The following is a 25,306-nucleotide window of genomic DNA, read 5'->3' on the forward strand; positions in this document are numbered from 1 at the left end:
CAAACAAACATCTAGAAGAAGCAGCCTTAGCAGGAAGTGATATAGCAACAATACCAGGGACATTATTTGAGAAAATGTGGACCCACCCACTAACAAGTCAAGGAATAGAAAATTTCAAAAAAGACTGGGATAGCTTTGTTAGAAGAGAAAAGTAACATAATACTTTGCTAAATATAAAAATTTTTAAAATACTTGACAAAGAGTCTTTATAATTTTATATTTAATAGGTCGCAAACGTTTGGATAAAAGGCATAATAAAAGAGGTGCTTATATGAATATATTAAATTTTGGTTCTGTAAATATAGATTCTTATTTTAAGGTTGATCATATTGCAAGGCCTGGAGAAACTATTTCATCAATTTCATTGAAAAAAAAGCCAGGCGGTAAGGGATTAAACCAATCGATTGCCTTAAAAAAAGTTTATGATAATTTATATCATGCTGGTCTTTTTGGTAATGATGGAGAATTTATTAAAAACTTGTTTGAAGAAAATTCAATTAATACAAAATTTTTTAGAAGGTCTAATAGTGATACAGGAAACGCTCTTATTCAAGTCGATAAGAATGGAGAGAACTCAATTGTTTTATACAAGGGAGCAAACTTTGATATAGATGAGAAATTTGTAGATGAAGTATTGGATTATTTCTCAAAAGATGATGTCTTAGTTTTACAAAATGAGATTTCATCTCTTTCCTATATAGTAGATAAGGCAAAGGAGAAGAGGATGAAAATAGTCCTTAATCCATCACCTATAAATGAGGTTATTTTTAATCTTGACTTTAGTAAACTAGACCTACTTGTCCTAAATGAAACAGAAGCTAAGGATATAAGCAAGTTTTCTAACAATGATGAGATAATTGAATTTTTTAGAAGGACTTATCCAGATTTGAAGGTAATCTTAACTCTTGGGGCAAATGGTTCTATTTATTTTGATAAGGATGAACTTATTAAACAAAAGGCATATATAGTTAATACTGTTGATACAACTGGGGCTGGAGATACCTTTATGGGATTTTTTGTAGGAAGTTATTATAAGGGAGATGATATAAAAAAAGCTATGGATTTGGCATCAATAGCATCAGCTCTAGCTTGTATGAAAGATGGAGCTTCAACTTCTATCCCAAGTATAGAAGAAGTTAAAAAATTCAGGGAGAATTTATCATGAAAAAAAATGGAATTTTAAATTCAGAGATTTCCAAAGCTCTTTCAGATTTGGGACATACTGATCTCATAGCCATAGGAGATTGTGGGCTTCCAATAGAAAGTGATAAAAAAATTGACATATCCTTAAAGTTAGGAGAACCTAAATTTATTGATGTTTTAGAGACATTACTCAATGAGTATATCTGTCAAGGATATATTTTGGCAAGTGAGATTAAAGAGAAAAACAAGAAGCAAGAAGCAGCTATAAAAAAGCTCCTTCCAAACATCAAACCAAGCTATGTTAGTCATGAAGACTTTAAAAGAAAGCTTTCAGCTTGTAAGTTCATAATAAGAACAGGAGAAACTACTCCTTACTCTAATATTATTCTCGAATCAGGAAATATTTTCTAGGAGTTTAATATGAAAGTACAAATGAATAATATATATAAGTCATTTGGAAAAAATCACGTACTTAGAGGGGTTGATTTTTCTATAGAAGGTGGGGATATACATGCCCTTGTAGGAGAAAACGGGGCTGGAAAGTCAACTCTTATGAACATCCTATCAGGAATTTTAGAAAAAGATGAAGGTGAGATAATTGTCGATGAAAGAAAAATTTCTATAGACAAGCAGGATATTGCAAAAAATCTTGGAATTTCCTTTATTCATCAAGAACTGATAGACTTTCCAGATCTCTTAGTTTATGAAAATATTTTCATGAATCAAGAGATAAAAAAGGGGTTTTTTCTTGACTTTAAAAAAATGAAAGAGAAATGTAAGAAACTTTTTGACTCTCTAGATATAAATATTAATCCAGAAGAGAAAGTAAGAAATTTATCTGTAGGTCAAAGGCAGATGATGGAAATTGCAAAAGCCAACCTAAATGAAGTTAAACTTTTAATCCTTGATGAACCAACAAGTGCTCTTACTAATAATGAGATAAAAAAGCTATTTGAATTAATGTCAAGACTTAAGAAAAACAATGTAGCTATGATTTATATATCTCATAGGATGGAGGAGATTTTCTCTCTTTCTAATAAAATAACAGTAATGAGAGATGGAAAGTCAGTTGCCCTTCTTGATACTGAAAAGACTAATGAAAATGAAGTAGTATCTCTTATGGTGGGTAGAGATATAGGAGATTTTTATCCTGAGATAGAAAATAGACCTGGTGATGTAATACTTGAGCTTAAAAATTTTACAAGCAAGAATTATTTTAAAGATATAAATATAAAACTTAAAAAGGGTGAGATTTTAGGTATTTCTGGACTTATGGGGGCAGGAAGAACTGAAATTATGAGGTCTTTTTTTGGGCTTGACCCAAAAGATAGTGGCGAGGTTATCTTAAATGGAAAACATATAACTATTAAAAACCCACAAGATGCTATAGCAAATAGAATTGCTTTTGTTACTGAAAATAGACAGGAAGAAGGCTTGGTATTAGATGAATCTATTAGGGAGAATATTTCTTTGATAAACTTTAAAGAAATCCTTGATGGTGGATTTATAAATAAAAAAAAGGAAGAAACCCTAAGTCAAAAATTAAAAGATGATTTTAAGATAAAGGCTATGGATATTGAAACAAAGACAGGTGATCTTTCAGGAGGTAATCAACAAAAGGTTGTAATAGCCAAGTGGTTTGCCATAAATCCACAAATTCTAATTTTAGATGAACCAACAAAAGGGGTAGATGTAGGTGCTAAAAGAGAAATTTATAATCTAATTTCAAATCTTACTGAAAAAGGCCTTTCAGTTATCCTTATCTCATCAGATCTTCCAGAGCTTTTAAGTTTATCTGATAGGATTTATGTAATTTATGAAGGCTCTCTTCAAGGTGAAATACTTAAAGAAGATGCAAACCAAGAGAAAATTATGACTCTTGCAACAGGAGGAAGTTTATGAAAGAGAAGTCAAAAAGTTTCTTGAAATCCAATAAGAATGTAGGAACTATAATTGCACTTTTGGTGCTTATTGTTTTTGTATCAGTTCTAAACCCTAGGTTTATAAGGCCATCAAATCTTATGAATCTTTTAAGACAACTTATAGTAAATGGTTTTATAGCGTTGGGTATGACATTTGTAATACTTACTGGTGGAATAGATTTATCAGTAGGTTCTATGCTTGCTTTAACATCTGCTATTTTTGCAGGGCTTTTAGCAAGTGGTATTAATGTATTTTTAGCTATTTTTATAGCTATAGCCTTAGGATTGTTATTAGGTTTTATAAATGGTTTATTTATAACAAAAGGAAAACTTGCGCCATTTATAGTAACCCTTGCCTCAATGACCATTTATAGGGGAATCACACTAGTTTATACAGATGGTAGACCAATTCCAGGACAAAGAGATAACTTTGTATTTGCCTTCTTAGGGAGAGGAAGAGTTTTAGGTATTCCATTCCAAGTTATTCTATTTTTAATAGTGTTTATAATACTTTCTCTAGTGTTAAATAAGACAGCCTTTGGTAGGAGGGTTTATGCAGTAGGAGGAAATGAAAAGGCAAGTTTTATATCAGGTATAAATATAGGAAAAGTAAAAATAATTGTTTATATGATATCAGCCTTAATGAGTGTACTTTCAGGACTAGTATTAACATCAAGACTTAACTCAGCCCAACCAACAGCAGGTACAAGTTATGAAATGGATGCCATAGCAGCAGTAGTTTTGGGTGGATGTTCTATGTCAGGTGGTCAAGGTTCACTTTTTGGTACACTTATAGGTGTACTTATACTAGGGGTATTGAACAATGGTCTTAACCTATTGGGAGTTTCAAGTTTTTACCAACAAATAGTTAAAGGTATTGTAATCTTTATAGCAGTTTTAATCGACCGTAAGAGAAGCAAATAGGAGAGAAAAATGAAAAAAATATCTAAAATATTATTAAGCTTATTACTTGGACTTTTTGTATTTACAGCATGCTCTATTGAAGGAGGAAAGGACAAGGCAGATGATAGTTCAAATAAAGCTATCACAAAAGAAGAAAAAGAAGATGAGAAAGAAGACTTAGCTGATATAAAAATAGGTGTATCAATGTCTACACTAAATAACCCATTTTTTGTGTCAGTAAGAGAGGGTATAGAAGAAGTAGCTAAAGATAAGAAGGTAAATGTAGTTATAATGGATGCTCAAAATGACTCATCAACTCAATCAAATCAAGTAGAAGATCTTATAACCCAAGGACTTGATTTAATAATCATAAACCCAGTAGACTCAACAGCTATATCACCATCTGTACAAAATGCAAATGATGCAAACATTCCAGTAATCTGTGTAGATAGAAAATCAGATGAAGGTAAAGTAGTATCTTTAGTTGCAAGTGATAATGTAAAAGGTGGAGAAATGGCTGGAGAATTCATACTAAAAGCTGTTGGAGAAGGAGCCCAAGTAGTTCAACTTGAAGGAATACCTGGAGCAAGTTCAACAAGGGAACGTGGAGAAGGATTTAAGAATGCTACAGATGGAAAAATAGATCTTGTAGCTAGCCAAACTGCAAATTTTGATAGGGCAGAAGGAATGAGTGTAATGGAGAACTTACTTCAAGCTCATCCAGAACTTAAGGCAGTATTTTCACAAAATGATGAAATGGCAATGGGAGCTGCTGAAGCAATTAAGGCAAGTGGCAAAAATATAACCATAGTAGGTTTTGATGGAAATGAAGATGCCTTAAAGGCTGTTGAAGAAGGAAAGTTATCGGCAACAGTTGCTCAAAAACCAAAAGAAATGGGCAAGATTGCTTTGGAAACTGCAATAAAATATCTTCAAGGTGAAAAAGTAGAAGAGTATGTGGCAAGTCCACTTGAACTAGTAAAATCTAAATAAAAAATAACTTGATCTTCCAATATTTACAAGGCTTTTGCAAGAGTAATTCATGCAAGAGCCTTTTTAAATTGAAATCTTAAAATATTAAAACTTATAAAAATATTGTTAAAAATTTAATTTTAATATATAAATAGAAAAATCTTTGTTTTAGAGTAAGTTTATATTTGAGGAGTTTTTATGATAGAAAAATTATTTAAAAAAATACCAGCAGGGAATATGATGATTCCCTTGTTTATAACAGCAATATTAAATTCATTTTTTCCAAATCTATTTACTATAGGAAAATTTTCCAAACATCTTTTTACAACAGAAGGAATGGTTGGACTTATGGCATTAAATCTAACCATATCTGGAACAGGGCTTAGATTTGAAAATCTAGCAACTGCAGTAAAAAGAACAGGGATTATATCTATAGCCAGAGTTTTTATAGGGGTAGTGATAGTATTTTTAGTATCTAAATTTTTTGGAAAAGAAGGTATATTTGGTATATCAATCCTTGCCTTAGTATGTGGGACTTTAAATCATAACAATTCAGTTTTTATCTCCTTAAATCTTGAATATGGGGATGAAATTGATAATGCGGGCACAGGAATTGCGGGCCTTATTACAGGCCCTTTTTTAGCTCTTTTGATATTTGGATCAAGTGGTATGGCAAATATTTCAGTATTAAATATTATAGACTCCATAGTACCTCTTATTTTTGGTATGATTATTGGAAATATAGACCATGAATTTGGAGAAAATTTAAGGAAATGTCAAAAGTATATAATAGTATTTTTAGGTCTTAGCATGGGAGCTGGAATAAATATATTTGATATATTTAAGGGAGGACTTTCAGGGATTCTTCTTGGCGTAATAGTAGTATTTATAATGGGTTCATTTACAGTATTTATAGATATGAAGATAAATAAAAGGAGAGGCCATTCTGCCTGGGCAATTTCAACAACAGGAGCCAATGCCATAGCAGTTCCTGCAATCATTGGCTCAATAGACAAGACTTGGATGCCTTTTGTAGAAATAGCAACAGCTCAGGTTGCTGCATCAGTTATATTTACTATTATAGTAATCCCCTTAATAACTTCATGTTGGGCAAATAAATATGAGCAAGCTTAGTCTTGCTTTTTTTTATTTGAACAAAGAACTTTAAACATTTTATTTTCATTTTATAGCAATAGGGAAATATCTATAAAGATTTACCTTATACAAATAAATGCGGTATAACATAAGAATGAGGGCACGTGTTCAACAAATCTAAAATTAAGGAAGCATTATGTTTTTAGCATTAAAAGAAATGAAAAAGGAAAAAGGAAGATTCATTCTTATAATATCAATAGTAGTTTTAATATCATACTTGGTATTTTTCCTAACATCCCTTGCCTATGGCCTTTCATCTTCAGATAGATTGGCAGTAGACTTATGGAATGGAAATAGAGTTATTTTACAAAAAGGAACAAACAAGAATATTCTATCATCTGTTCTAGAAAAAGAAGATATTGATAAGTTCAAAGGTCATGACATATCTCCGATAAATGTATTAAGTGCGGTAGCCTATAAAAATGGAGATACAAGTGAGAATACAACTTATTCAATATTCATTATGGGACTTGATAAGAAATCTAAGGCAAGGCCAAGTATTGTTGAAGGAAGAGATATAGAAGATTTTACTAAGGAGATTGTAGGCTCTAAATCACTTAAAGATGAAGAAGGATTTAAATTAGGAGATAAGATTAGACTTTCTCAAAATGATAAAGAGTATGAAATAGTTGGCTTTACAGAAGAAAGTAAGTTTTCAGTAAGACCAGTATTTTATACATCTGTTGAAAGTGCATCAAATCAAGCTATGAATTATAAAAAAGAAGATGCAGATACATCGCCTCAGATGCCCCATAATTCACCAGAAAGAATTTCAGGAATAATTGTCCATGATGACAAAAAAATTGAAAATGATAATTATGATATAGTAGAGATTAATGAATTTATAAAAAAATTGCCAGGATATACAGCACAAAACCTTACCTTTATAATGATGATAGGATTTTTGATAGTTATATCATCAATAGTTTTAGGAGTTTTTATTTATATAATAACTATGCAAAAGAAACAAACTTTTGCTATTCTTAAAATTCAAGGAATATCAAGTTACTATATATCGAAATCAGTTATATTTCAAACATTGATATTAGTTTTCTTGGGAGTTTTAATAGGGTTAGGGTTGACATATATATCAAATATATTCTTGCCAGCTAAAGTTCCTTTTAAAGTGAATTTTACTAATTACCTAATAATAAGTTTACTTATGATTACAACAAGTCTTCTTGGGGCAATTTTCTCAGTAAGAGCAGTTTCAAAAGTAGAAGCATTGGAGGCTTTAGAATAATGGAAATTATAAAATTTGATAATGTAAAAAAATACTTCAAAGATGGAGATGAAAAAATAGAAGCCTTAAAGGATACCTCAATTTCAATAAATAAGGGAGAGCTTGTAGCAGTTATAGGACCATCAGGCTCTGGCAAGTCAACCATGCTTACTATGATGGGAGGACTTCAAAAACCAAGTGAAGGCTCTATAAGTTTTAAAGATGAAAATATAAGCAAAAAAAGTGAGAAAGACCTTGCAAACCTTAGGTTTGATAAAATAGGTTTTATCCTTCAATCATCAAACTTAGTATCATACCTTACTATTATGGATCAATTTAAATTGGTAGATAAGTTTGGGAAAAACAAATTTGATGAAAAAAGAGCAGAAAATCTTTTGAAAAAACTTGATGTATATAAAAGAAAGGATAAGTATCCAACAGATCTTTCTGGTGGAGAAAGGCAAAGAGTTGCTATAGCAAGGGCTCTTTATCCATCTCCTGACCTAATCCTAGCAGATGAACCCACAGCAAGTCTTGATACAAAAAGAGCCATTGATGTAGTTAAAATACTTAAAAATTTAAGTAGAGAAGAAGATGTATCAATTGTGATGGTAACTCATGATATTAGGCTTGTAGATTATTGTGATAGGGTATTTAAAATAGTGGATGGTAATTTGAAAGAAGAAATTTAATAATTAAACAGTAATACCAAAGTTATTAACATAGTAACTTTGGTGTTTTTTTATCAATAGAAAGGTTCTATAATAAGGGTAAAATATAAAAAAGAGGTTAGTAATTATGGGATATATAAACTTATTCTTTTTCTTTTCATTTCTAGGATTTGTATGGGAGACAGCCTGGGTTAGTTTAAATGAAAAAAAATTTGCTAATAGGGGATTTTTAAAGGGACCTATTCTACCAATATATGGTTTCGGTGCTATAAGTGTAATATTTTCAACAAGAAATCTTTACAATAAATTATCTATATTTATAGTAGGAAGTATAATTGCAACGATTTTAGAACTTATAACAGGCTGGGCAATAGAAAAATTATTTAAGATAAGATACTGGGATTACGATGAAAGATTCTTAAATTATAATGGGTATATTTGCTTGAGATCTTCGCTTTTTTGGGGATTCATATCTATATTTTTATATGATTTAACCTATAAATTTGTAATGCCTAAAATAAAGATATATGAAAATTCAAATATTAGTTTTATAAGTTATATTTTAATATTTTTATTTTTACTCGATACATATCTTTCTATAAAAGATGCTTATGGATTTAGAAAGCTTATAGAAATGGAAGAAAAAGCAGAAGCTTATAAGAAAGTGTTAAAAGAAAATCTTGATCAAAAAAGAAAGAATCTAGACGAAAAAATAGATGAAATAAAAGATGATAGTCTTGAAATAAGAAGAGAGTTAGAAAGAAACTTTAGTGAGAATATAAAAGATTATGTAAAAAAATCTAAAGATAAAGAACTTAGATTTAGAAACAGGATCCTTAGCTTAATAGAATCTTATGAGTTTAGAAAAGAAGAAAATAAAGAAAGATTAATTCAAATTATAAATGGGTATTATAAAGAAAGGATAAAAAAATATAAAAAGCTTGAAAGGAATATAAGTAAACTTTCTAAAAGAAATAAACTTTCATATAGATTTAAAAATAAAGATTAGTGGAGATAGATATGTATATATTAATAGTGAGTTTTATAATTCCAATCACCTTAATAATATTGTCTATTTATTTATCATATAAGGCTAAATCTAAGATAAGTAAATACTCAGGTTTTAGGACAAAACTTTCAATGAAGGATGAAAAATCTTGGTATAAAGCTCAAAAATTAGCATCTAAATATTCATTTTATGGTGGAATAATAGCTATAATATTAACACTTGTATTTATTAATGTAGGGGATATAAATGAAAAAAATCTCTTGATTCTTACATTTATACAATTGTTCATATTAATATCTGTATCCTTAATAACTCAAATAAATTTAAAAAAGCATTAAAAAACGGCTCTTGCAAAATGAATTATTCATTGCAAGAGCCTATTAATTTGTTATTTTATATTAAGTTCTTTATATTCATTGTCAGTATCTTCAGCTATACCTTCGTTTGTAACGTAGCCATCATAGGTATTGATACCAGAAATTAATTCTGGGAATTTTTCACAAGCGGCTTTTAAACCTAGGTTTGCTATTGCTTTAGCATATTTTGTTGTAGCATTAGATAGGGCATAGGTTGAAGTTATAGCAACTGCACCTGGAATATTAGCTACTGCATAGTGGATTACACCATGTTTCGTAAATACTGGATTTGTATGGCTTGTTGCATGACCTTTTGTAATATCAGTAGAACCACCTTGATCTATAGCAACATCAACTATTACAGAACCTTCTTTCATTTGTTTTACTGTATCTTCTTTAATAAGTTGAGGTGCACGTCTTCCTGGGATTAAAACAGTTGATATAACCAAGTCTGCATCTCTTACAGATGACTCTATATTCATCGGATTAGAATAAACTGTTTCAATCTTATCTGGGAAAAGGTCTTGAAGATGTGCTAGAGCATCTATATTTACATCAAGTACTGTAACTCTAGCTCCCATACCAGCTGCTATTCTTGTTGCAGCAGTTCCTACAGTACCAGCACCAATTATAACTACATGAGCAGGTCTAACTCCTGGAACTCCTTGGAGAAGTATTCCACGGCCACCTTCAGGTTTTGTTAAATATCTTGCACCTTCTTGCACAGACATCCTTCCAGCAATCTCACTCATTGGTCTAAGAAGTGGAAGCTTATCATCAAGTTGAACAGTTTCATATCCTATGGCTGTAACTTTTTTCTCTCTTAGTATATCTGTAAGTTCTTTATTTCCTGCAAGGTGGAGATATGTATAAAGAATAAGATCTTCTCTTAGATATTTATATTCTTCTTTTAAAGGTTCCTTAACCTTATAAATCATATCAGAATTTTCCCAAATTTCTTTGGCACTGTCTACAATCTTCGCTCCTACATTTTCATAATCTTTATTATCTATTCCTGAATCAAGGCCTGCATCCTTTTCAATCCAAACCTCATGATCTGCTTTTACTAACTCTGCTACAGCGCCAGGTACTATAGCAACTCTAGATTCTTGATCTTTTATTTCTTTAGGTATTCCTATAATCATATTTCCTCCTTAGTTAGAAAATATTGTACTAGATATTTATACCCAAAGTCAAAAAAAATTAACATGATAAAGTTTCCTAAAAAACATAATTTTCTAGATAATAAGCTATACCATCTTCATCATTAGACTTTGTAACAAAGTTTGCTATTTTTTTTATTTCATCAGTTCCATTTTCCATTACTACACCAACCCCTGCCATTTCAATCATTGTAAGGTCATTTTCCTCATCGCCAAAAGCTATGACATCTTTCATATCCATATTATAATAATTTGCAATTTCAAGCAAAGATCTTCCCTTATCAATTCCTTTTGGCATAATTTCATAATAATAAGGAGTAGACTTAACTTGGGTAGTTTTATCAAAAAACTTATCCTTAAGCTTTTCAGCATCCTTATCTATGAGGGCTGGGTCTTGGGAAAACATGATTTTATTTATAGGAAAATCCAATGTATCTGCTAAATTTTTAATAACCTTATATGTTGTAAAGGCCTTTTCACAAACCTCATCTAAAACATAGGTATCGTGAGAATTTGTAATAATACCATCATCTGTATAAATAATATAGCCCATATCTATATTATCTTCACTGAATTTTAGAATTTCCTTGGAAAGTTCTATATCTAAAGCATGGTTAATCAATACTTCTTTAGTTTGAAAATTAGTAATCCTACCACCATTAAAATTAGACAAAAGTCCATTATATTTATCAAACTCTAGTTTTTTAGCAAAAGGAAACACTCCAAAAGGATCACGTCCTGAGGCTATAACAACTATATGACCTAATTTTTGAGCTTTAATCAAGGCTTCTTTAGTTCTCTGACTAATCTGTCTATTAGAATCCAGCAAAGTTCCATCTATATCAACAGCAATAATTTTTTTCATTATTCCTCCATCTTTATCTTTTCAAAAATATAATATTTAAAATTGTCTTTTCTATGATTATATTTTACTTAATAATTTAATCAAATAAACATCTTCCGTAAGCTTAAGGAAAATGTTTGAGTGGAGCTTATCTTAAATACTGGTTATAATTATTTTACAAGGTGGTTATATGATAGAAACTAGATTAAAACAAATATTTGACTACTTGACTTCGGACTATGATTATCACACGTCTATGGAAATAGGAGAGATAATGGAATTATCTTCTAAAACCATAAGAAAAGAGATAAATCTATTAAATTCAAAGATAAAAGATAAGGGGGCGATAATAGAATCTAAAACAGGAAAGGGATATCTTTTCAAAATATTAGATGAAAAAAAGTTTAAAAATTTCCTTAAAAATGATTGGTACAAATATGCTTACTTTCAAGAAGAAAGTGGAGATAAGGAATTAAGATATGAAAATATCTTAAGAATGTTTTTATTTTCAAGCTCTTATATAAAACAACATGAACTAGCTGAAAACTTTCATGTGAGTGAATCTCAAATAAATAAGGATTTACCTATTATTAGGGATACCTTAAAAGATTACAATCTAGAATTAGTATCTAAGCCATATTATGGCATGAGAATTGAAGGGAGTGAGAAAAATATAAGACTTGCTATCAAAAATGAAATAGGTGAAGATCCCTCATTATTTGATGATGATGAAAATAAGGTTTTATTTAATAAGATTCAAGATATAGTTGATGAACTAGATTTTGGAGAAGATTATTATATGCCATATGTAAACTTCAAAAATTTAGTTATACATATCTATATATCTATACTAAGAATAAGACAGAAAAAATACATCAAACTTTCAAAAGAAATGGAAAAGAAAGTTGTATCTTATGAAGAATTTAAGATAGCTAATAAAATTGTAAAAGAACTTCAAGGCAAACTTGAAATAACAATTCCAAAAGAAGAACTAGTATATATAACAATGCACTTAATCGCAAAAAATATAGTAAAAGACCAAGAAAAAATATCATCAGATATTTTAAAATTATCTCAAGATATAATTGATGAAATTTATAAAGTAACAAAATATGATTTTAGAGAAAATATTGAATTATATTTTGCACTTGCAATTCATCTAGGTCCTTTAATTAACAGGATAAAATATGGATTTAACATGAAAAATCCAATTCTTTCAGATATAAAGGAAAATAAAATTTCTTTTATTATAGCTTCAGTTGGAGCAAATGTTATAAATAATAAATATAGGACGAGGCTGTCTGAAGATGAGATAGGTTATATTGCTCTTCATATAATGGCTGCTATAGAAAGCTCATCAAATAAGAACAAAAATATACTTATTGTATGTGGTTCTGGAAACTCATCTGCTCAAATAATGAAAGCACAACTAAAAAAACAATTCGAGAAAAATATTGAAAAGATAACAATAACAGATTTAAGAAATTTAAAAAGATATAAACTTGATAATTATGACTTTATCATTTCATCAGTTGATTTAGATATAAATACAAAAACACCAATAGTTTATGTAGATATTTTATTTACAAAAAATGATCTTTATAATATTAAGAATGCCTTTAAAAAAGATAATCTAGATTGTATATACAAAATATTTAAAAAATCTGTTCTTATAAATGATTCAAATATAAAAACAAAAGATCAAGTTCTTTTAAAAATAGCAAAAATTATAAAGTTGAAATCTGGTATCGATATTGATAAGTCTTTAGGACAAATGATTCAAAGAGAAGAAATGGGAGCTACAGAATATGAAAAAATGATAGCAATTCCTCATATACTTCAAACGACCAAAGCTGATACATTTTTAATTATTATTAGTTTAGATAGTCCCATTATATGGGATAGATTAGAGGTTAAGTTAATAGTATCCTTGGTATTAAATGAGAAAGCAAAAGATTTAAATATTTTTTATGATTATCTAGGAAGGTTTTTAGATAATGAAAGGGCAATTGATAGGGCTAGTAAAATTGATAATATTAAAGAATTTATGGAAATATTTATAGATAAGGAGCAATAAAATGAAAAAAGGATTAAAAGTTGCTGTTGCAGGAGCAGGAAGTGGACATACACCAGGAATAGTACTTTCACTCTTAAATCATGATGAGCTAGATATAGATGAAATTAGACTTTATGATATAGAGAAAGAGAGAAATGATGATATGAATATCATAATTAACTTTTTGATAAAAAAAGATAATTATAAGATATCAATTATGTCGACAGAAGACCCAAAAGAAGCCTTTGAAGATGTAGATTTTGTATTTTCTCAAATAAGGGTTGGAGGTATGAAAATGAGAGAAATGGATGAAAAAATACCTCTAAAATACGGTCTTATAGGTCAAGAGACATGTGGATTGGGAGGATTCTCCTATGCTTTAAGGTCAATGAATGGATTTCTTGATTTAGTTGAAAAGATACACACATATGCACCAGATTGCTGGATTTTAAATTATACGAATCCTGAAACAATTATAGCTGAGTCTGTAAGAAGAAAATATCCTAATTTAAAGATTATAAATGCCTGTGATATGACTATAGGAATTGAGGATATGATTTGTAAAAGTTTTGATTATGATAGGAAAAACTGGATACCAGTTTACTATGGTTTAAATCATTTTGGCTTTTATAATTCAATTTATGATAAAAAACTTAATAGAGATGTTATGCCAGAGATTATTGAAAAAATTAAGTCAGAAGGTTTATATGTTGACGATGAGGAAGAAAGTTGGGCTAAAACATGGACAAGATATAAAAATCTCTTAGAATACTTTCCGTCAAATCTTCCAAACAACTATCTTGAATACTATCTATTTTCAGAACAAATAGTTGAGCAATCAAACAAAGATTATACCAGAGCTAATGAAATTATGGATGGCAGACTTAAAAAAATCAAACAAACCGTCAAAAAAATTGAAAATAACAAAGACCTAAATACCATAGATTATGAATCATCTTCTCATGGAAACTATATAGTGGATATTTGTGCATCTATAATTAATGACAAAAATGAAAGGTTTATGATTATAGTTCCTAATAAAGGAGCAATAAGAAACTTTAGAGATGATGTAGTGGTTGAAATACCTTGTTATATCAATAAAAATGGTGCAGAACCTATATCATTAAGATTTGATATTCCAGATTTTCATAAAGGGCTCATGGAAGCTCAAGTTGCAAGTGAAAAACTATTAGTAGATGCATTTTTTGAAAATTCATACCAAAAGGCACTTGAAGCATTTACACTAAATCAAACTGTTCCAAATGCAAAACTTGCTAAAGAAGTTTTAGATGAATTTATAGTAGTAAACAAAGGCTATTGGCCAGAATTATCATAAGGAGATATTATGAACAGATTTAATAAATTTGTAGAATTTCTAGAAAAGAAATTATTACCTATTGTTGAAAAAATGGAAGGACAAGTTCACCTTCAAGCTATAAAAAACTCTATGCTTGCCTTATTACCAGTAACAATTATTGGCTCTTTTACTCTTGTTGCAGTAAATCTTGCTCAAGTATTCCAAAATACTTTTTATGCAAACTTTGTATCAAGCTATGAATTGGAAATAATGACCCTATTTAACTTTTCAATGGGTCTTATGGGATTATTTACAGCTCTTTTTGTATCATATAATCTTTCAAGATCTTATGATATGTATACAATCGGAGATTGCTTGAATGGTTTGGTAATGTATTTAATTTTAAATTCATCGGTAACAGAATCTGGTATAGACATGACATACTTAGATTCAAAAGGAATGTTTACAGGAATATTTGTAGCTATAATTAGTGTTGAAATTTCTAGAAAATTAAAGGAGAAAAATTTCATAATTAAAATGCCAGAAGGCGTTCCTGACATGGTATCTAAAAACTTTGAGTTAATCATTCCACTAATAGTTAATTCTTTAGTATTCCTATCAATTAGAATACTGATATTCAAGTTAACAGGAAGTTTGGTGCCTGAAATAATTCTATCTATAATGAAACCATTATCAATTGGACTAAATAATGTATTTGGTGTAATGCTTTTAGTATTTTTAATCCAACTTTTATGGTGGTTTGGTATACATGGCGATGCTACTCTTGGACCAATATTCTTACCAGTAGCCCTTCAAAATATTACAGAAAATGCAGCTGCTTATGCTCAGGGAAAACCTATACCACACGTATTTACCGAAACATTTCTTAGCAATTTCTTACTAATGTCTGGTTCAGGAATAACAGTTGGTTTATTAATCCTTATGCTATTTTCAAAGTCAAAAAGATATAAAGAGCTTGGAAAAATTTCACTGCTTCCAGCTGTATTTGGTATAAATGAACCTATAACTTTTGGAACTCCAATAGTTTATAATCCAATCTTATTTATACCATATGTTATAGGTCCAACCTTAATAACATTACCAATTTATAAGATTTTTGAATCAGGAATAGTTGAAAGAGCTTTCATACAATCACCAGGATATACACCATTTTTTCTTCAAGGATACTTGATGAACTTATCTTTCAAATCAACAATCTTACAAATACTTATATTAATACTTTCAGTACTAATTTATTATCCATTCTTTAAGGTAATGGAAAAAGATGAGCTAAAAAATGAAGTAGATATAAAAGATAGTGACGGAGATAAATAATATGGATAAAATTAATGAAAAAGATTATGAATGTATTTTTGAAATTATTATGCATGCAGGAGAAGCTAGAAGCTTAGCCAATGAATCTATTAATTATTCAGAAAATTATGAATTTATTGAGGCTGAGAATATGCTAGAAAAGGCTAAAAATGAACTGGTAGTTTGTCATAATTTGCAAACTGATCTTTTAAACAAAGAAGCGGGTGGAGATAAGAATGATGTAAATATATTCTTAATCCATGCTCAAGATCATTTTACAATGGCAAGCACAAGTATAGAATTTGCTGAACGATTCAAAAGAATTTATTTAAAATTTAAAAAAATGGAGGATATTAAATGAAAAAAGTATTAGTCTTATGTAATGCAGGGATGTCAAGTTCCTTGATAGCAAAAAAAGCTTTTGATTATTTTAAAAAAGAAAATAAGGAAATAAAAGTAACTGCTACAACATTTATGCAAGGGTAAACTATTATCAAAGATGTAGAATATGATCTTTATCTGTTGAGTCCTCAAATGAGAATGAATTTTAAAAAATTTGAAAAAATCGCCAATGAAAATGATAAAAAAATAGTTCAAATACCATTCAATGCATACGCTCCTACTGAAAGTGGTGTAAAAAACATTGTAAAATTAATTAAAGATAACTTATAAACTAATCTAAGCCATGATTTTAAAATATAATAACTATCAAAATCATGGCTATTTTAATGGCTATAAAAAATGTTTTATATAATAAATTTATGGGTAATAATACTAAAATATTTGAGAAAAGAGGAAATTTATGGAAAAGAAAACAAGCATTTTTTCGAAGGTCTCAAATGGCTTACAAATCTAAAGTGGAATATGAGCTAGAAAAGTTTATAGTGGAGACGAAATTTTATAAATTTTGAAATAGTAGACGTAAAATCTCAAATATAATTTGATAAAAAGTTCACAATATATGTTGATTTTTATAACCTATCAATTTCTTTAGCGTTGTTTCTATAATAATTTATAAGCTTCATTTTATTTGGTAATAATCTTCTAGTTATATCGTCGATATTTTCATATTTTAATATTTCAATTATTCCTTATATAATTATATCTTCATATTTTTATATCATTATTATCTAGATATATAATACTTTTGGCTAAATCCATAAATTGTTTTTTGAATCTTCTTCACTTTTTACAAATAAATTTTCTAAAATATGTAAAAGCACATTTCCTGTTAATTTAAGATTATTTTTTTCTAGATCTTCTTATATCTTTTAGCTCATTTTTATTTATATCGTTAATATCTCCAAAAGTAATTTGTAAGTATTTAATATCCATACTATTAACAAATATTTCATAATCAGTTATATATTGATTCTATTTGAAGGTTTGTTTGTAATAATAAAAACTTTCATAAGCTATGTAAATCTTGACTTCTGAATAATTTATACCATTTGCTAAGATATAAATATAAGCAATATTTCAATAATTAAGTTCAATAGAAAAAAGTTAGTATCAAATTTTTTTCAAAGTTTTGATTTTTTATATTTATAAGCTAAGTTTATTAAATTTTATAAATTAGTCTAATTTTCGGGTAAAAATATTCAAAAGGGGGCTTTATGAGTAAATTAATTGATGATAATAGAAAAAAGAAGTTTCAAAATTTTAAAAGATCAGAGCTTGCTGAAAGACTTGGTCGTGTTGCAAGAATTTGTAATGACTTTTCTATTCCAATATTAATAATCGTAGATGGATGGGAATCATCAGGCCGTGGATATGTTATAAAAGACTTGACTCGTGAATTTGCGGCCAAAAACTATGATGTTGAAGTTTTTGATAAGGATGAGCGTGAGGATAATTTATATCCTTTTATAAGAAAATTTTGGATAAATACGCCTAAGAAAGGTCATATTAAGATATTTGATAGGTCTTTTTATTATAAGTTATTTGAGAAAAAGAATCTTGATGGGAAAAAGCTAAAAAAAAGAATCGATTCTATAAAGTCTATAGAAAAAGCTCTTTATGATGACCAAACTATTATCCTTAAATTTTTCTTAAATGTTGATAAAGAGGAGCAAAAGAAAAGAATTGAGAAATTAGAAGATTCTGTGAAGGAAGATTTTTACCTAGATGGTCTTGATTGGGATCAACAAGAAAATTACAAAGAATATGAAAAACACTTTTCAAAAATGCTTGAGATGACAGATCTTTCTTACTCTCCCTGGGATATTATAGATGCAAATGACAAAAAGTCCGCCAGTAAGGAAGTCTTAGGACTTGCCATAGACAAAATTACCCAAGGAATTGAGAGGGTTATAAGACAAAGGGAAGAAAATGAGAATGTTGAGCGTGATTATAGGCTAAGAAGTAATATCTTGCAAGCTATTGACCTATCAAAGGCAATTTCTGACGAGGATTATGAAGAGAAAAAAAATAAACTTCAAAAAGAAGTTGCTGAAATTATGTATAAATACTATGAAAAGGGAATAAGTCAAGTTATTGTATTTGAAGGGGTTGATGCGGCAGGAAAAGACGGGGCGATTGAAAGGCTTATAAAAGAAGTCGATCCAAGACTTTTTGAAGTCCATGGTATATCAGCTCCATCAAAAGAGGAACTTGATCATAACTATTTATGGCGTTTTTACAAAAAACTTCCTAAGGATGGATATGTAGGAATATTTTCAAGATCATGGTATGGAAGGGTTATGGTTGAAAGGGTAGAGGGCTTTGCCAAGGTAAATGAATGGGATAGAGCCTATGATGAAATACTTGATATGGAAAAACAAATCTATGATCATGGTTCTCTGGTTTTGAAATTTTTTGTAATGATTGATAAGGATGAACAATTAAAAAGATTTAAAGATCGACAAAGAGAGCCAGATAAACAATATAAGATTACAGATGAAGATTGGAGAAATAGAAAAAAGTGGGATCAATATATAGAATCTATGAATGAGATGCTGGAAAGGACAAATGTAGACTATGCACCATGGATTATTGTTGAGGGAAACCAAAAAAAATATGCAAGAATCAAGGTTATGCAAGAGTATATAAAGTATGCAAAAGAGCATTTAAAAAAATTAGATAGGTAAAGATAAGCTCCAAACTAATGTTAGCTTGGAGCTTATCTTATTAGGAAATCTACTATATAATGCTTTTTTACAGAATCTTTTAATCAAATTTATCCACTATTTGTCTAAAAATAAGTAGAATTTATTTTTAGATATCCCTATATTATCTAATAATTATTCTTAAAGTCATTTAATTATAAAAAACATATAAAAAACCTATAAAATCATGATTTTCTTACTTATACTTTTACATTTTCCAATAAAAATTTACCCATGTAACATAGGTTACCGATTAAAAATTTCATCTCTTGTATGATAGGTATGTAAATTAAAAAAAAGAAAGGATTTTTGATTATGTTTTGTTTTCAATGTCAAGAAACAGCTGGCAACAAAGGCTGTACTAAGGTTGGAGTTTGTGGAAAAAATGAAGATACTGCAAATAGCCAAGATTTATTAATATATGTAACAAAAGGACTTGCTGAAGTTCTTAATAATATAGAAGATGTAGATGAAAAATACTATGATTTAATTTCAAACAATATGTTTGTAACAATCACAAATGCAAACTTTGATAAGGAAGATATACTAGATAAGGTAGAAGATACTATAAAGTTAAAAGATAAGTTAATAGAAGAAAATAACTTAGTAGGATTATCAGAGGCTGCTCTTTACACAACTGACGATAGGAATGAGCTAAAAAGAAAGGCGATAGAAGTAGGTGTACTCAATATAGTAAATGAGGACGAAAGATCTCTAGTTGAGCTTATAACATACGGACTTAAAGGTATGGCAGCCTACAATCATCATGCCAATGTCCTAGGATATAGAAATAAAGAAGTTGATAGGTTTATAGCAAAAACTTTAGAAGAAAGTCTAAAAGATGATAAGGATATAAATAACCTAATAGATTTAACTATAAAAACTGGTGAACATGGTCTTATGGCGATGGAAACCCTTGACCGTGCTAATACAGAAAAGTTTGGAAATCCAGAAATAACAGAAGTTGATTTTTCTGCAGGAGATAGACCAGCAATACTTATATCAGGTCATGACTTAAATGATATGGAAATGCTACTTGAACAAACAAAGGACAGTGGAGTAGATATTTACACTCATTCTGAAATGCTTCCAGCAAACTATTATCCTAAGTTCAAGACGTATGAACACTTCCATGGAAATTATGGAAATAGTTGGTGGACTCAAAATGATGAATTCCAAAAATTTAATGGACCAATTTTAATGACAACTAATTGTATAGTTCCACTAAAAAAAGATAATGATTATCTTGATAGGCTTTATACGACAGGAAATGCAGGCTATCCAGGAGCCAAACACATTAGTGCTGATGAAAATGGATACAAAGACTTTTCTGAAATAATTAAGAAAGCTAAAGAGTGCAATGCTCCAGAAAACTTAGAAGATACAAAAATTGTAGGTGGATTTGCCCATAATCAAGTAGAAGCTTTGGCAGGCAATATAGTAGAAGAAATAAAGGCAGGAAATATCAAAAAATTTGTAGTAATGGCAGGATGTGATGGAAGATTTAAAGATAGGTCTTACTATACAGAATTTGCTGAAAAACTTCCAAAAGACTATGTAATCTTGACTGCAGGTTGTGCTAAATATAGGTATAACAAATTAAATCTTGGAGATATAAATGGAATACCAAGAGTACTCGATGCAGGTCAATGTAACGATTCATACTCATTAGTTAAAACTGCACTTTTACTTAAAGATGCATTTGAACTTGATAGCGTAAATGACCTACCACTTGAATTTAATATAGCTTGGTATGAACAAAAAGCAGTTATAGTTTTACTTGCCTTGTTAAGTCTTGGAGTTAAAAATATCCACCTTGGACCTACACTTCCTGCATTTCTTTCAGAAACAGTAGTAAACTTTTTAGTAGAAAACTTCAATATTGCACCAATTACAAATGTAGAAGATGATCTCAAAATAATGACAGCTTAATAAACAATTAAGGGACTGTTGCAAAATTATGAATTTCTATCATTACAAGTTACTTATAGACAATTTGAGAATATCATTTCAGCTAATGGAGGCCAAATTGTCTTTGAGAATCTTGTAATGATAGAACGATTAATTCATTTAGCAATATCCCTTTTTTAATATAATGCCTTAATGATATGTGATATAATATATTTAAATATACATATATGGAGGCTCATAAGATGAGAAGTAAAGATGAAATAATAAAAAATATCAAAGTTGGACTAGGTAAAGAAGATTGCGATTTGGTTCTTAATAATGTTAAACTAATAAATGTTTATTCTAAAGAAATATTAGAAACCAATATTTACATAAATAATAAAAGAATAGTATCTATAGATCCAAATACAAATTTACATGCAAGAAAAGAAATCGATTGCAAGGATATGTATGCTTATCCTGGCCTTATAGACTCCCATATGCATTTTGAATCAACAATGCTCTCACCGGAAGCTTTGGCAAATCTTATAGTTCCATTTGGAGTAACTAGTGTATTTTCTGATATGATGGAGATTGCAAATGTAGCTGGTGAAAAGGGAATAGAAGAGATGTTAATTTCTTCTAAAAATCTTCCTTATCATATGTTTGTAGAAGTATCTTCATGTGTTCCAGCAGCACCAGGTCTTGAGACAACAGGAGATATAATAGATGTAGGATCTATGGATAGACTTATGCAAAAAAATGAAAGTTTGAGTATGGGCGAGATTGATCCTGCTAAAATCTTATCTATAAATGAAGACTATATCCAAATGATTTCAAATACAATTAAAAGAAGAAAAATAGTCAATGGTCATGCTATAGGAAGATTAGGTCATGATTTAAATATTTATGCATCAGCGGGAATTTTAGATGATCATGAATGTGTAACAAAAGAAGAAATGATTCAAAGGCTTAGAGTTGGAATGAGCGTATTTATAAGAGAAGGTTCATCTGAAAGAAATCTTGATACAATGATTAGGGCTATTCTTAATCATAATCTTCCTATAGAAAATTTCATGTTTTGTACTGATGATAAGCATGTTGACGATACCCTAGAAGAAGGTCATATTAACTACAACGTAAAAAGATCGATAGAACTAGGAATGGATATGATAGATGCTATAAAGATTGCAAGTGTAAATGCAGCTAAACACTTTAGAATAGAAGATGAAATAGGTTCTATATCTCCAGGAAGACTTGCAGATATAGTAATATCAAAAGATTTAAGTCAAAAATACCCTGACATGGTGTTTTATGAAGGAGATTTAGTAGCAGAAAATGGAAAGATGCTTAGAAATATTGAAAAAAGAGAGTATCCAGCTTGGATTAAAGATACAGTAAAGCTTTTAAATCCTATAGATTTTAAGTCTTTCTCAATAAAATCTAATAGAGAAAATAAGACTATGGTAAGGGTGATTGATCTTATCTAAAGATCAAATTATAAATAATATTCTAATACAAGAGCTTGATGTAAAAAAAGGAGAAATTCAAAATAATCTTGCTAGGGATATTATAAAAATTGCAGTTGTTGAAAGATATGGAAAAAATGGAAATATAGGTTTAGGTTTTGTTCGTGGGATGGGACTTAAAAAGGGAGCTTTAGCTTACTCAATGAGTCATGACAACCATAATATAGTTGTAGTAGGAGAAAATGATTATGACATGGCCAAGGCTGTAAATCATATAGAGAAGATAAACGGTGGTATAGCAATAAGCCTTGATGGTGAAATAATTGGCGAAATGAAACTTCCTATTGGTGGACTTATGAGCGAGAAAGGTGTAGAAGAAGTAGAAAGTGAAATAAGTGCTTTGAATAAGATAGCAAAAGACTTAGGCTGTGATTTGAAATCACCTTTTATGACCCTAAGTTTTATAGCTCTTCCAGTAGTGCCAAAATTAGGTTTAACTGATTTAGGTCTTGTTGATGTTTTGGCATATAAAATTATAGACTTAGAAGTTTAATATAAGAAAATGAGAATAAAATTCCTTATGAATTTTTTTTAAATAAAGATATTAGAACTAAGTTACTAGTTCTAAGTGATTTAATAAAAGCTTAATTGAATAATGATTTTTTATTTTATATTACTTTTAGATACTAGATAAAGTATAATGGCTTTGAGGTGACTTATGAAAAATATAGGAACGATGAAAGAATTAGAACAATTAAGAAAGCTTACTCTACCAAGTTGGAAAAACATTCCAAATGATGGGCTTTATAAAGAAGAGCTAATAAGTTTTGTTAAAAATATTTTAGCACCTCTTTTTATATATGGAGAAAATTTCATAACATCATCAATGATAAATAACTATGTAAAGCAAGGTCATATTAAGGAGCCTATTAAGAAAAAGTATTATAGAGATTCTATAGCCCAACTTTTAACTATTATTATATTCAAACAAGCCTTGCAAATTGATGAAATTTCAAAAGGAATCGAAATTGAGGTAAAAACTTTTACCCTAAAAGCTGTGTATGATAATTTTGTAGAAATATTCCAAGATGCAAAAGAAAAAATTTTGGCAGATTTTGACGATAGGGTAGGAATAGAATTTTCTATAGAAAATCATCATGATAAGGTCTTATATTACCTAGTTATATCACTATTTACCAAGCTTTATACAATGATAACCATAAAAAACAGACAAATTTGATGAGAAAATTATAAAAAAGTATAATAAATTAGTTGAATAGTAAGATAAATCTTTGAGTTGACCAATAGAAAATAAACGAAAATAATTTTTTACTTAAGTTATACAGTGTTTATAAGTTTTGTTCATATAATAGTAAAATAAGTTAAAATTGAGTATTAAAATATAAGTTTGAAGAAGCATAAAAGTTTCAAATCTCCTATTTATCAAAATTCGCATTTTTTTAACTATTGTATTTGAAGAGTTCTCATACTCTAGAATTTTCTATAATATAGCTAGATTTCACTTAAACTTGTTAGATATTTCTTAAAATTATATATCAAGCTATTGCTATATTATATAACAAATCTTAGATATATTTAGAGAAGAGTGCAACAAAAATAATACTTAATTTAAAGATTTTCTTTTAATAAGTTCAATAATATATTATTATGATTTGTATTAGTTAGGAAAAGTTTAAATAACTTGTTATTTATAAAATGAGATAGTTTTATTTATATTGAAGAATTAATAATATTTTTATTTTTGGTGATTTTTTGAAAAAATAGGGTATATATTAAGATGGAAAATTAAGAAAGGAAGTATACTATGTTATTAAAAGATAAGGTAGCAGTTATTACAGGTGCAGGCTCAGGGTTTGGTAAGCTTACATCAAAGCTTTTTGCAAAAGAGGGAGCTAAGATTGTGGCAGTAGATTATAATGAAGAATCTGCAAAGGAAACTGTAGAAGAAATAAAAAAAGATGGAGGAGAAGCTATCTCTGTTAAGGCAGATGTTTCAAAGGATTCTGATGTTAAAAACTTTATAGCAGAAGCAGTCAATGAATTTGGAAAGATAGATATACTTTTTAACAACGCTGGTGTATTTAAGCCAGGTAATGTTGAAGAAGTAAGCTTTGATGATTTCAAAACTTCTTTCGGTGTAAATGTTGATTCTATCTTTTTAGCATGTAAGTATGCTATGAAATATTTAAAAGAATCTAAAGGAGTGATTGTAAATACCGCATCAGCTGGTGGAATCATAGGATTTCCTCAAGCAGTAGCTTATGGTGCAAGTAAGGGGGCAGTAATTTCTCTAACTCAAGCTTTAGCAGTAGATTATGCCAAAGATGGGATAAGAGTTAATGCAATATGTCCTGGTACATCAAAGACAGGAATGACAAAAGAAGCTCTAGAAGATAAAGATATGTGTAATGCTTATCTTTCACCAATACCTATGGCAAGATTTGGAACTGTTGAAGATATAGCTAAAGCAGCTCTATTTTTAGCTAGTGATCAATCATCTTATATAACAGGACATGCCCTACCAGTTGATGGTGGATGGACAATGTCATAGACTTAATTTAATAAGAATTTTAACTATTTATAGTAATTTCATAATTTTGAACTAAATACCAGGGCTAGTTTAACACCTTCTCTGGTATTTTTTACTTTTTATACTAATACCTATTTAACTCCATATATTGTATCCAATCTCTATGAGTTATACTTTTAACCATTTCTTTAGTAAGGTGATTTATAGTTTCACATAATCTATTTACAACATCTGTTAATGAATGAAAAAACTCATTTCTAAA

The 25,306-nt window shown here is 29.2% G+C and carries 24 protein-coding genes; 22 read left to right on the forward strand and 2 right to left on the reverse strand.

Annotated features, from left to right (window positions below; genetic code table 11):
* Positions 1–271: 271 nt before the first annotated feature.
* The 10 genes from SOR60_RS01780 to SOR60_RS01825 all read left to right on the forward strand — a co-directional run bounded on the left by SOR60_RS01780 (position 272) and on the right by SOR60_RS01825 (position 9,335).
* Positions 272–1,165, forward strand: coding sequence for a ribokinase (locus SOR60_RS01780; RefSeq protein WP_154540401.1), 894 nt, complete (start codon positions 272–274; stop codon positions 1,163–1,165).
* On the forward strand, positions 1,162–1,554 hold the full coding sequence (gene rbsD, locus SOR60_RS01785; protein WP_154540403.1) for a D-ribose pyranase: 393 nt from the start codon (positions 1,162–1,164) through the stop codon (positions 1,552–1,554). Before SOR60_RS01780 ends, rbsD begins: the two co-directional genes overlap by 4 nt.
* A gap of 9 nt (positions 1,555–1,563) precedes the next feature.
* On the forward strand, positions 1,564–3,045 hold the full coding sequence (locus SOR60_RS01790) for a sugar ABC transporter ATP-binding protein (protein ID WP_154540405.1): 1,482 nt from the start codon (positions 1,564–1,566) through the stop codon (positions 3,043–3,045).
* Complete coding sequence (locus tag SOR60_RS01795; protein ID WP_154540407.1) at positions 3,042–3,989, forward strand: ABC transporter permease; 948 nt, start codon at positions 3,042–3,044, stop codon at positions 3,987–3,989. Before SOR60_RS01790 ends, SOR60_RS01795 begins: the two co-directional genes overlap by 4 nt.
* 9 nt (positions 3,990–3,998) lie before the next feature.
* Positions 3,999–4,961, forward strand: a complete 963-nt coding sequence (locus tag SOR60_RS01800; RefSeq protein WP_154540409.1) for a D-ribose ABC transporter substrate-binding protein — start codon at positions 3,999–4,001, stop codon at positions 4,959–4,961.
* A gap of 177 nt (positions 4,962–5,138) precedes the next feature.
* A complete protein-coding gene (locus SOR60_RS01805) occupies positions 5,139–6,074 on the forward strand; it encodes a 2-keto-3-deoxygluconate permease (protein ID WP_320595058.1) in 936 nt (311 codons plus the stop codon).
* A 157-nt stretch (positions 6,075–6,231) separates the two neighbouring features.
* The gene (locus SOR60_RS01810) at positions 6,232–7,338 is read left to right on the forward strand and encodes an ABC transporter permease (protein WP_320595059.1); all 1,107 of its coding nucleotides are present in this window, start codon (positions 6,232–6,234) and stop codon (positions 7,336–7,338) included.
* Positions 7,338–8,009: an ABC transporter ATP-binding protein gene (locus SOR60_RS01815; RefSeq protein WP_320595060.1), complete on the forward strand. Its 672-nt coding sequence runs from the start codon at positions 7,338–7,340 to the stop codon at positions 8,007–8,009. The genes SOR60_RS01810 and SOR60_RS01815 overlap by 1 nt, the downstream gene beginning before the upstream one ends.
* 106 nt (positions 8,010–8,115) lie before the next feature.
* Complete coding sequence (locus tag SOR60_RS01820) at positions 8,116–8,997, forward strand: putative ABC transporter permease (protein ID WP_320595061.1); 882 nt, start codon at positions 8,116–8,118, stop codon at positions 8,995–8,997.
* Positions 8,998–9,008: 11 nt separating this feature from the next.
* On the forward strand, positions 9,009–9,335 hold the full coding sequence (locus tag SOR60_RS01825) for an SdpI family protein (RefSeq protein WP_320595062.1): 327 nt from the start codon (positions 9,009–9,011) through the stop codon (positions 9,333–9,335).
* Positions 9,336–9,385: 50 nt separating this feature from the next.
* Here SOR60_RS01825 and ald read toward each other — a convergent pair whose 3' ends face one another.
* Positions 9,386–10,498 (reverse strand): alanine dehydrogenase, encoded by a 1,113-nt coding sequence (ald, locus tag SOR60_RS01830; RefSeq protein WP_320595063.1) that lies wholly within the window; start codon positions 10,496–10,498, stop codon positions 9,386–9,388.
* Positions 10,499–10,574: 76 nt separating this feature from the next.
* Positions 10,575–11,381, reverse strand: coding sequence for a Cof-type HAD-IIB family hydrolase (locus tag SOR60_RS01835; protein ID WP_320595064.1), 807 nt, complete (start codon positions 11,379–11,381; stop codon positions 10,575–10,577).
* 169 nt (positions 11,382–11,550) lie between these two features.
* On the opposite strand from SOR60_RS01835, the gene SOR60_RS01840 reads away from it, so the two are divergent.
* From SOR60_RS01840 to budC, 12 genes are all read left to right on the forward strand, one after another.
* The gene (locus tag SOR60_RS01840) at positions 11,551–13,437 is read left to right on the forward strand and encodes a BglG family transcription antiterminator (RefSeq protein WP_320595065.1); all 1,887 of its coding nucleotides are present in this window, start codon (positions 11,551–11,553) and stop codon (positions 13,435–13,437) included.
* A gap of 1 nt (position 13,438) precedes the next feature.
* A complete protein-coding gene (locus SOR60_RS01845) occupies positions 13,439–14,752 on the forward strand; it encodes a family 4 glycosyl hydrolase (RefSeq protein ID WP_320595066.1) in 1,314 nt (437 codons plus the stop codon).
* Positions 14,753–14,761: 9 nt separating this feature from the next.
* On the forward strand, positions 14,762–16,048 hold the full coding sequence (locus tag SOR60_RS01850; RefSeq protein ID WP_176270250.1) for a PTS sugar transporter subunit IIC: 1,287 nt from the start codon (positions 14,762–14,764) through the stop codon (positions 16,046–16,048).
* 1 nt (position 16,049) lies between these two features.
* Positions 16,050–16,388 (forward strand): PTS lactose/cellobiose transporter subunit IIA, encoded by a 339-nt coding sequence (locus SOR60_RS01855; RefSeq protein ID WP_320595067.1) that lies wholly within the window; start codon positions 16,050–16,052, stop codon positions 16,386–16,388.
* The gene (locus SOR60_RS01860) at positions 16,385–16,513 is read left to right on the forward strand and encodes a PTS sugar transporter subunit IIB (protein ID WP_320595068.1); all 129 of its coding nucleotides are present in this window, start codon (positions 16,385–16,387) and stop codon (positions 16,511–16,513) included. The genes SOR60_RS01855 and SOR60_RS01860 overlap by 4 nt, the downstream gene beginning before the upstream one ends.
* Positions 16,514–16,561: 48 nt before the next feature.
* A complete protein-coding gene (locus SOR60_RS01865) occupies positions 16,562–16,699 on the forward strand; it encodes a PTS sugar transporter subunit IIB (protein WP_320595069.1) in 138 nt (45 codons plus the stop codon).
* 944 nt (positions 16,700–17,643) lie between these two features.
* Entirely contained in the window at positions 17,644–19,116 is a 1,473-nt protein-coding gene (locus SOR60_RS01870) for a hypothetical protein (RefSeq protein ID WP_320595070.1), read from the forward strand.
* A 333-nt stretch (positions 19,117–19,449) separates the two neighbouring features.
* Positions 19,450–21,066: a hydroxylamine reductase gene (hcp, locus tag SOR60_RS01875; RefSeq protein WP_320595071.1), complete on the forward strand. Its 1,617-nt coding sequence runs from the start codon at positions 19,450–19,452 to the stop codon at positions 21,064–21,066.
* Between the two features lie 221 nt (positions 21,067–21,287).
* Positions 21,288–22,514, forward strand: coding sequence for an amidohydrolase family protein (locus SOR60_RS01880; RefSeq protein WP_320595072.1), 1,227 nt, complete (start codon positions 21,288–21,290; stop codon positions 22,512–22,514).
* Entirely contained in the window at positions 22,501–23,046 is a 546-nt protein-coding gene (locus SOR60_RS01885; RefSeq protein WP_320595073.1) for an adenine deaminase C-terminal domain-containing protein, read from the forward strand. The genes SOR60_RS01880 and SOR60_RS01885 overlap by 14 nt, the downstream gene beginning before the upstream one ends.
* Positions 23,047–23,211: 165 nt before the next feature.
* Complete coding sequence (locus SOR60_RS01890; protein WP_176270174.1) at positions 23,212–23,733, forward strand: DUF1836 domain-containing protein; 522 nt, start codon at positions 23,212–23,214, stop codon at positions 23,731–23,733.
* A 585-nt stretch (positions 23,734–24,318) separates the two neighbouring features.
* Positions 24,319–25,065, forward strand: coding sequence for a meso-2,3-butanediol dehydrogenase (budC, locus tag SOR60_RS01895; RefSeq protein ID WP_320595074.1), 747 nt, complete (start codon positions 24,319–24,321; stop codon positions 25,063–25,065).
* Positions 25,066–25,306 lie beyond the last annotated feature (241 nt).

This window comes from Anaerococcus porci, assembly GCF_034090325.1.
Lineage (GTDB): Bacteria > Bacillota > Clostridia > Tissierellales > Peptoniphilaceae > Anaerococcus > Anaerococcus porci.